This window comes from Zoogloea ramigera, assembly GCF_006539865.1.
GTDB classification, from domain to species: domain Bacteria; phylum Pseudomonadota; class Gammaproteobacteria; order Burkholderiales; family Rhodocyclaceae; genus Zoogloea; species Zoogloea ramigera.
Window position 1 is genome coordinate 1 of the sequence record NZ_BJNV01000112.1, and the last position, 8,282, is coordinate 8,282.

Annotated in this window: 7 protein-coding genes and 1 tRNA gene; 3 read left to right on the forward strand and 5 right to left on the reverse strand. The window is 64.3% G+C overall.

The annotated features are described in order from the left end of the window. Positions 1 to 135 precede the first annotated feature (135 nt). The 3 genes from ZRA01_RS19240 to ZRA01_RS19250 form a co-directional block, all read right to left on the reverse strand. Positions 136 to 212, reverse strand: a tRNA-Pro gene (locus tag ZRA01_RS19240). Positions 213 to 295: 83 nt separating this feature from the next. After that, complete coding sequence (locus tag ZRA01_RS19245) at positions 296 to 1,243, reverse strand: alpha-E domain-containing protein (protein ID WP_141354994.1); 948 nt, start codon at positions 1,241 to 1,243, stop codon at positions 296 to 298. A 1-nt stretch (position 1,244) separates the two neighbouring features. After that, positions 1,245 to 2,663 (reverse strand): circularly permuted type 2 ATP-grasp protein, encoded by a 1,419-nt coding sequence (locus ZRA01_RS19250; RefSeq protein WP_141354995.1) that lies wholly within the window; start codon positions 2,661 to 2,663, stop codon positions 1,245 to 1,247. A 351-nt stretch (positions 2,664 to 3,014) separates the two neighbouring features. On the opposite strand from ZRA01_RS19250, the gene ZRA01_RS19255 reads away from it, so the two are divergent. Next, entirely contained in the window at positions 3,015 to 3,641 is a 627-nt protein-coding gene (locus ZRA01_RS19255) for an RluA family pseudouridine synthase (RefSeq protein ID WP_371859324.1), read from the forward strand. Positions 3,642 to 3,658: 17 nt separating this feature from the next. Here ZRA01_RS19255 and ZRA01_RS19260 read toward each other — a convergent pair whose 3' ends face one another. Continuing rightward, positions 3,659 to 4,726 (reverse strand): ABC transporter ATP-binding protein, encoded by a 1,068-nt coding sequence (locus tag ZRA01_RS19260; protein ID WP_141354997.1) that lies wholly within the window; start codon positions 4,724 to 4,726, stop codon positions 3,659 to 3,661. A 37-nt stretch (positions 4,727 to 4,763) separates the two neighbouring features. On the opposite strand from ZRA01_RS19260, the gene ZRA01_RS19265 reads away from it, so the two are divergent. Further along, positions 4,764 to 6,413, forward strand: coding sequence for an ABC transporter permease (locus tag ZRA01_RS19265; protein WP_141354998.1), 1,650 nt, complete (start codon positions 4,764 to 4,766; stop codon positions 6,411 to 6,413). Between the two features lie 60 nt (positions 6,414 to 6,473). On the opposite strand, the gene ZRA01_RS19270 is transcribed toward ZRA01_RS19265, so the two are convergent. After that, a complete protein-coding gene (locus ZRA01_RS19270; protein WP_141354999.1) occupies positions 6,474 to 7,490 on the reverse strand; it encodes a Fe(3+) ABC transporter substrate-binding protein in 1,017 nt (338 codons plus the stop codon). Between the two features lie 94 nt (positions 7,491 to 7,584). Between ZRA01_RS19270 and ZRA01_RS19275 the strand changes: the two genes are divergently transcribed. Beyond that, the gene (locus tag ZRA01_RS19275) at positions 7,585 to 8,220 is read left to right on the forward strand and encodes a DUF938 domain-containing protein (RefSeq protein WP_246093766.1); all 636 of its coding nucleotides are present in this window, start codon (positions 7,585 to 7,587) and stop codon (positions 8,218 to 8,220) included. The last annotated feature ends 62 nt before the right edge of the window (positions 8,221 to 8,282 follow it).

The window sequence follows — 8,282 nt, forward strand, 5'->3', positions numbered from 1 at the left end:
ATGTTTTGAAAATTAATTTCAAACCTTCAAAACCACCTTGAAGAAAATTTGCAATGCTGCTTTTCACTACCGCAGCAAAACCAACCCTCTCACAAAATAAAGCCGCTCAAGAGAGCGGCTTTATTTTTCAAACAATGGTCGGGGCGGCGGGATTCGAACTCGCGACCCCTTGCACCCCATGCAAGTGCGCTACCAGGCTGCGCTACGCCCCGACAAGCTGCGCATTATAGACACGTCTTCAGGGTTTGCCAAGCACTAATTTCATTTATTTTCTGGCTGGCCGATCAGACCGCTCTCAAGCGTTGGCAGGGATCAGGAAATCATCGGAGATCCTGCAGCCCAGATCAAAAATCCGGTCGCGGAAGTCTTCGAGATACTTGCGCATCCCGCCCTCGAAAATTCCTTCTATACGCCCGAAATGGAGGTGGGCTTCGAGCTCCCCGGCGAGTCGTTCGGTTTCTGCCGAGCGGGAATTGGCCACTCGAGCGAGGTTCGAGTACACCTCCTTCATGCAGCGAGCCAGAGACCGCGGCATGTCGGCTCGGAGAATCAGCAGCTCGGCGACACGGAGCGGGTTGATCTGGTCGCGATAGACCCGGCGATACACCTCAAATGCCGAGACCGAACGCAGCAGCGCGCTCCATTGATAGTAATCGGCGCTCTGCACTTCTTCATCGGAGCCTGGCAGCAGATTGAGGTACTTCACCTCAAGGATCCGGGCGGTGTTGTCTGCGCGCTCTAGGAAGGTACCGAGTCGAATGAAGCGCAGCGCCTCATCCTGCAGCATGGTTCCGATGGTTACGCCCCGAGACGTGTGCGATCGATACTTGACCCACTCGAAGAAATCACCCGGGCCCGCCTCGAGCATCTTCGCCGGGCTGAAGTCGCGCATCTTGAGCCACGTACCATTGGTGGTTTCCCACATTTCAGAGGTCAGGGTGCCGCGCACGGCATGGGCGTTCTCGCGAGTCGCCCGAAGGCAACGATAGATGCTGCCCGGATTGTCACGATCGAAGATCATGAAGTCGAGCACGGCCTCGGTGCTGAAGCTGCTGTGACGCGCCTTGAAGGCGTCCTGCAGTTCCATTACCTTGAGCATGCCGCTCCACATGTTGTCGACATCTTCACCATTGCGGGGTAACAGCGTCAGCTGATAGGTGACGTCGAGGATGCGTGCGGTGTTCTCTGCGCGCTCCATGTAACGCGCCATCCAGAAAAGGTGATCAGCGGTGCGGCTCAGCATGTCAGGCCTCCAGTACCCAGGTGTCCTTGGTGCCCCCGCCCTGCGAGGAGTTCACCACGAGAGATCCTTCGCGCAGCGCAACACGGGTGAGGCCACCCGGCACGAGCTGCACTTCACGCCCAGACAGGACGAAGGGGCGCAGGTCCAGATGGCGCGGCGCAACACCGCTCTCGACGAAGGTCGGACAATTAGAAAGGGCCAGCGTTGGCTGGGCGATGTATTTCTCGGGGTTCGCCTCGAGATAGCGCCGGAAGGTCTCGATCTGCTCCTTGGTCGAGGCCGGGCCGACGAGCATGCCGTAGCCACCGGCGCCATGCACTTCCTTGACGACAAGCTCCGGCAGGTGCGCCAGCGTGTAGGCAAGATCCTCGGGCTTGCGGCACATGTAGGTCGGTACGTTGTTGAGGATCGGCTCCTCGCCCAGATAGAAGCGGATCATCTCGGGCACGTAGGGGTAGATCGACTTGTCGTCCGCCACGCCGGTGCCGATGGCGTTCGAGAGCGTCACACGCCCCGCCCGATAGGCGTCCAGAAGGCCTGGCACACCGAGCATGGAGTCCTTGCGGAAGTACTTCGGATCGAGGAAGTCGTCGTCCACCCGACGGTAGATCACATCGACGCGGCACGGCCCCTGGGTAGTCCGCATGAAGACCTGATCGTCACGCACGAAGAGATCCTGCCCCTCCACCAGCTCCACGCCCATTTGCTGCGCCAGGAAGGCGTGCTCGAAATAGGCGCTGTTGTAGGCGCCAGGCGTCAGCACGACCACGGTGGGGTCGTTGACCCCGGCGGGCGCCAGGCTGCGCAGGGTGTTGAGCAGCATGTCCGGATAGTGCTCGACGGGCGCTATCTTGTGACGGGCGAAGAGTTCCGGAAACAGCCGCATCATCATGCGCCGGTCTTCCAGCATATAAGAGACGCCGGAGGGAACCCGAAGGTTGTCCTCGAGGACGTAGAACTCCCCTGCCCCGGCCCGCACCACATCGACACCGGCAATGGCCGCATAGATGGCACAGGGCACCTTGACGCCCTTCATCTCGGGGCGGTACTGGGCGTTGTTGATAACCTGCTCGGTGGGGATTCGCCCCGCCCTGAGGATCTCCTGCTCGTTGTAGATGTCGTGGATGAAGGCATTGAGCGCCGTCACCCGCTGACGCAGGCCGGCTTCGAGCCCCTTCCATTCCTGCGCCGGGATGATGCGCGGAATGATGTCGAAAGGGATCAGGCGTTCGGTGCCCGACTCCTCGCCATACACGGCGAAGGTGATCCCATATCGATGAAACAGGGCGTCTGCCTCGGCTCGCTTTCGTGCGATCCGGTCGGGCGGCGTTTCGTTCAGCCACGCGGCGTAAGAGGCGTAATGGGCACGAACGCTCCCGTCGTCCGCGGTCATTTCATTGAAGAATTTAGTGAGGGCCATTCGCGATCGCCTGTTATGTTCGTGAAGCACAAGTACCACTTAAGGGCTATAGCGAAAAACGTGCCAACAAAAAACTCGACTTAATACGGCCAAAAGCGCCTCACGACCGCCAAGCCATGCACCAAAACCGTGCCGCCGCACTTCCTTGGTGAATGTGCTGCGCCTCACCCCGGTGCAGCAGAACCCCATCGAACGCCGCAAGCGCCCATTCACGTCGACACCGACAACGAGTTTGGCCACAAATGCGGGCCTGCCACAACGTTGGCCAGCCCGTGGGACAATGGACTTCCACCGAAATCTGCACCATCCATGTCATCCCTGCCGGCGCCAACCTATAACCCACCTCCCGGAATGCCGACGATCGTCCATGTGGACGAATGCATGATCGTGCTCGACAAACCCCCCGGGCTGCTGTCCGTGCCCGGCAGAGGGCCTGCCCACTCAGACAGCCTGGCAACGCGGGTTCAGGCAGCGTTTTCGGATGCACGTATCGTCCATCGCCTGGACATGGCCACCTCAGGCCTGCTGGTCATGGCCCGGGGCCTTGAAATGGAGCGCAGGCTGAGCATCGCCTTCCAGCAGAGACGGGTGGAGAAACGCTACCTCGCTGTCGTGGCGGGGCGCCCCTCCCCCGAAGCAGGGGTCGTCGCGTTGCCGCTGATCGCCGACTGGCCCAACCGGCCGCGGCAAAAAGTGGATTTCGAGAGCGGCAAGCCCTCGCTCACCCACTACACGCTGCTGTCCCACGATGCCGCCAGCGGCCACAGCCGTGTCGAACTCCGCCCCCACACCGGGCGTTCACACCAGTTGCGGGTGCACATGATGGCCATCGGCCACCCCATCCTCGGCGATGAGCTGTATGGCGACATCGACAGCCAGAACGCAGCCAGCCGCCTGCTGCTCCACGCAAGCCAGCTGACCCTGCCCCACCCGCTCACCGGCGCCACATTGCACTTCGGTAGCGAGGCGCCTTTTTAGGCGCCGTCAGCGTCCATTCAGCGGCTCTGCCGAAAGGCGATCACGTGGTCGGCCTCAAGGCGCACCCCGATCTTCTCGCCGATGGCGTGGTTGTGGTGGGACGGAACCAGGGACAAGACCTCGGTGCCGCTTTCCAGGCGCAGCGTGTACATGATGTCGGCGCCGCGGAAGGCCTTGTGCAGCACCTCGGCCCGGGTCGGGCTGCGGTCATCGTGGATCACGTCGTCCGGCCGCAACAGCACGTCAACCAGACAGCCCTGGCCGCAGGCCGCACAGCCTTTCGAGCACTCGGGTGGCACGCCCGAGGAGAGCACCCCGAGCTCGATCTCCACGTTGCTGGCATCACGCACCGTGCCGGGCACGAACACGCCCTTGCCGACAAAATCGGCCACGAAGCGATTGACCGGCCGGTGGTAGAGGTTGTAGGGCGTATCCCACTGCTGGATGCGGCCCTCGAACATCACGCCGATCTCGTCGGCCATCGCAAAGGCCTCGTGCTGATCGTGGGTGACCAGCACCGCGGTCATGCCTTCGCTCTTCAGGATCTCGCGCACCTCCACAGAAAGGCGTTCGCGCAGATCCACGTCGAGGTTGGAGAACGGCTCATCGAGCAGCACCAGCTCCGGCCGCGGCGCCAGCGCGCGGGCCAGCGCCACGCGCTGCTGCTGGCCACCGGAGAGCTCGTGCGGAAACTTGCGCCCCTGCCCCGCCAGGCCCACCGTCGAGAGCAGCTCGTTGACCCGCGTCGCGCGCTCGGAAGCCGGCGTGCCGCCCAGGCCAAAGCCGACGTTCTGGTCGACCGTGAGGTGCGGAAACAGCGCGTAATCCTGAAACACCATGCCCACCTGGCGCTTCTCCGGCGGCACCCGGTGCCCGGCACGGCTGACGACCGCGTCATGGATCAGGATCTCGCCGCCCGAGATCTCCTCGAAGCCGGCAATGCACCGCAGCAAGGTCGTCTTGCCGCAACCCGAGGGGCCGAGCAAGCAGGCGATACTCCCTTGCTCGAGACGAAAATCGACGCCATTCACGATGGTCTGGCGCCCATAGCGCTGAATGACGGACTTGAGTTCAAGTTTGGACATGGCATCAATTATAATTCGCATTCAACCGCCAGACGCCATGACTTCCCGAATCCCGCAAGCAGCCCGCTCACCGCTCCTCATCGCAGCCATCCTGGTCGCATTGCTTACCGGGCTCCCGGTGGCGAGCGTGGGCTTCAACCTCTTTCTCGGCGGCACCAGCACGACCTGGTCACATCTGGCGTCCACGGTGCTGCCCGAATACATCGCCAACTCCCTCGCCCTGTGCGCCGGCGTCGGCCTGGGTGTGGCGGTGGTCGGTGTCACCACCGCCTGGCTCACCGCGATGCATGATTTCCCAGGGCGGCGCATCTTTGAATGGGCCCTGGTCCTGCCCCTGGCGGTCCCGGCCTACGTGATGGCCTACGTTTACACCGACTTCCTGCAGTTCGTCGGGCCGGTGCAGACCACCCTGCGCGAAATTTTCGGCTGGGAGCACGGCGACTACCACTTCCCGGACATCCGCACCCTGCCCGGGGCGATCCTGATGTTCGTCTTCGTGCTCTATCCCTATGTTTACCTGCTGGCCCGCACCGCCTTTCTCGAGCGTGCCGGCGGTGTGCTGGAGGCCGCCCGCACCCTGGGCACCGGCCCCTGGCGCGCCTTCTTCACCGTGTCGCTACCCCTCGCCCGCCCGGCAATCGCCGCCGGCGTCGCGCTGGCGCTGATGGAAACCCTGGCCGACTACGGCACCGTGGCCTACTTTGCGGTCAATACCTTCACCACCGGCATCTACCGCGCTTGGTTCTCCCTGGGCGACCGGGTTGCCTCGGCGCAGCTGGCGGCCATCCTGCTGGGCTTCGTGCTCCTGCTGGTCGCCCTCGAGCGCAGCACCCGCGGCCGTGCCCGCTACCACAACACCTCCGGCCGCCATCGCCCGCCGCCTGGACGCCTGCATGGCCTGGCCGGCATCGCGGCGATGCTGGCCTGCTTCACGCCGCTGCTGCTGGGCTTCCTGCTTCCCGCCGGGCTGCTGCTGCGGATGGCGGTTGGCGAAGGCGACGCCCAGTTCGGCGAGCGCTTCCTGATGCTGGCCCGCAACAGCCTGACCCTCTCCGGGCTCACCGCCCTCCTCGCCGTCGCCCTCGCGGTGCTGCTTGCCTACAGCGCCCGGCTCTCGAAGACGCTGCTCGCGCAGGGGCTCAACCGGCTGGTCGGCCTCGGCTACGCGGTGCCCGGCACGGTGATCGCGGTCGGCGTGCTGATCCCCGTCACCCGCCTCGACAACTGGATCGCCGGCCAGTGGGAGAGCGTCTTCGGCAGCAACCCGGGCCTGCTCCTCACGGGAGGCATCGCTGCGCTGATCTACGCCTATCTGGCGCGCTTCCTCGCGGTGGCCCTTCAGACAGTCGACGCCAGCCTGTCCAAGATCACCCCCAGCATGGACGACGCGGCCCGCAGCCTGGGCCTCGGCCAGGGTGCCACCCTGCGCAAGGTGCACGTGCCCATCCTGCGCGGCAGCCTGTTCACCGCGGCTCTGCTGGTTTTCGTGGACGTGATGAAGGAGCTCCCCGCCACCCTGGTGATGCGACCCTTCAACTTCGACACCCTCGCCACCCAGGCCTACACGCTGGCCTCCGACGAGCGCCTGGCTGAAGCCTCGACGGCCGCCCTGGCGATCGTCGCGGTGGGCCTCCTGCCGCTGATCGCCCTGTCGCGCCAGATCTCCCGCGGGCGCAAGTCCACGTAAAACGCCCCCGGCGCACTGGGCGCCGGGGGCGTTTTGGGAAACCGGTGCAATCCGGCCCGCCTATTTGTAGCCGGCGCGGTCGTAGATCATCTGGGCCTTGATCTGGTACATCGCCAGGTTCTTCACCGGCAGGGTGTCGGCCTTGAACTTGCCCAAGGCATCCAGCGCCGGGTTGGTCACCTTGACCTTGTCCACCGCCGGCCACTCGTTGTTGCCATCGGCGAAGTGGCGCTGGGCCTCGTCCGAAGCCAGATATTCGAGGAAGCTCAGCGCCGCCGCCTTGTGCGGTGCATGCTTCAGCACGCCGCCGCCGGACACGTTGATGTGAGTGCCCGTGGTGGCCTGGTTGGGCCACACCACGCCGACCTTCTCCATCATCTTCTGCTCTTCGGGCTTGGTGGAACGCATCAGGCGGGCGACGTAATACGTGTTCGACAGCGCCACCTGACATTCGCCCGCTGCCACCGCCTTGATCTGGTCCGTGTCGCCGCCCTTGGGTGTGCGGGCAAAATTGGCCACCACGCCCCGCGCCCACTCCTCGGCCTTCGCCTCGCCCTGGTGGGCGATGATCGACGCGCCAAGCGACAGGTTGTAGGGGTGCGAACCCGAGCGGGAGCACAGCTTGCCCTTCAGCGCCGGCTTGGCCAGGTCATCGTAGCTCTTCACATCGTCCGGGCTCACGCTGCCCTTGCGATAGACGATCACCCGCCCGCGGGTCGAGAACGAAAACCAGTCTTCGGTGCGCAGGTGGGCGGGGATCCGCGCCTCCAGCAGCTTCGACGTGACCGACGCGAACAAACCGAGTTCGTGGGCCTTGGCGAGCCGGGCGGCATCCACAGTAAGCAGCACGTCCGCCGGGCTGTTGGCGCCCTCGTTGCGGATGCGCTCGAGGAGCTCGTCCTCCTTGCCCTCGATCCGGTTGATCTTGATGCCAGTCTTGGCCGTGAAGTTGGTGTAGAGCGCCTCGTCGGTCTGATAATGACGAGCCGAATAAAGGTTGAGCACCTTCTCTTCGGCCGAAGCCCCGGCGGAGAGGGCCGCGAGGGCAGCAAACAGCAGCGATGTCTTGAACTTCATCCGTGGCGCTCCAGTTGGCGGCCGCAAGGTTTGCGGACCGAACAGCTGAAGAGTCTAGCCAGCGTCTGATAAAATGTAAATGCGAATGGTTCGCATGAAAATCTCATCACCCCCCGCCATGGAAATCCATCCCGACAAGCCCTTCTCACCCGCCTGCGAGCGCAACCGGGAGCCCATCCTGGCCGCCCTTCGCCCCCACTTTGCCGATCGCCGGCGTGTTCTCGAGATCGGCTCGGGCACCGGGCAGCACGCCGTGCATTTTGCCGCCGCCCTGCCCCATCTCGTCTGGCAGACCAGCGACCGGCCCGAGTGGCTGCCCGGTATCCGCCTGTGGCTTGCCGAGGCCGGCCTGCCCAACACGCCGCCGCCGATCGAGCTGGATGTTCGCGGGCCGTGGCCCGGCGAGCGCTTCGATGGTGTGTTCAGCGCCAACACGCTTCATATCATGGGCTGGCAGGAAGTCGAAGCGCTGTTTGCCGGGCTGCCCGCGGTGCTGGCCGACGACGCCCGCCTGACGATCTACGGCCCCTTCAACTACGCCAGCCGCTTCACCAGCCCGAGCAACGCCGTCTTCGACGCGAGCCTGAAGGCCGACGACCCCAAGCGCGGCATCCGCGATTTCGAGGCCGTGGACGCCCTGGCGCAAAGCATCGGCTTCAAGCTGGTCGAAGACCTGGCGATGCCAGCCAACAACCGCTGCCTCAGCTGGCAGCGCCGGAGCGCCATATGAGCGCCCCCAGGGCCGGGCTCCGCCCAGCCCGCCCCCCAAGGGGGTTCAAGGAAACTTGGGGC

Excerpts from the sequence above, each read along its gene's own strand:
- ZRA01_RS19245 (WP_141354994.1), bottom strand. The coding sequence starts at position 1,243 with ATGCTGAGCCGCACCGCTGATCACCTTTTCTGGATGGCGCGTTACATG.
- ZRA01_RS19250 (WP_141354995.1), bottom strand. The coding sequence starts at position 2,663 with ATGGCCCTCACTAAATTCTTCAATGAAATGACCGCGGACGACGGGAGC.
- ZRA01_RS19255 (WP_371859324.1), top strand. The coding sequence starts at position 3,015 with ATGCCGACGATCGTCCATGTGGACGAATGCATGATCGTGCTCGACAAA.
- ZRA01_RS19260 (WP_141354997.1), bottom strand. The coding sequence starts at position 4,726 with ATGTCCAAACTTGAACTCAAGTCCGTCATTCAGCGCTATGGGCGCCAG.
- ZRA01_RS19265 (WP_141354998.1), top strand. The coding sequence starts at position 4,764 with ATGACTTCCCGAATCCCGCAAGCAGCCCGCTCACCGCTCCTCATCGCA.
- ZRA01_RS19270 (WP_141354999.1), bottom strand. The coding sequence starts at position 7,490 with ATGAAGTTCAAGACATCGCTGCTGTTTGCTGCCCTCGCGGCCCTCTCC.
- ZRA01_RS19275 (WP_246093766.1), top strand. The coding sequence starts at position 7,585 with ATGAAAATCTCATCACCCCCCGCCATGGAAATCCATCCCGACAAGCCC.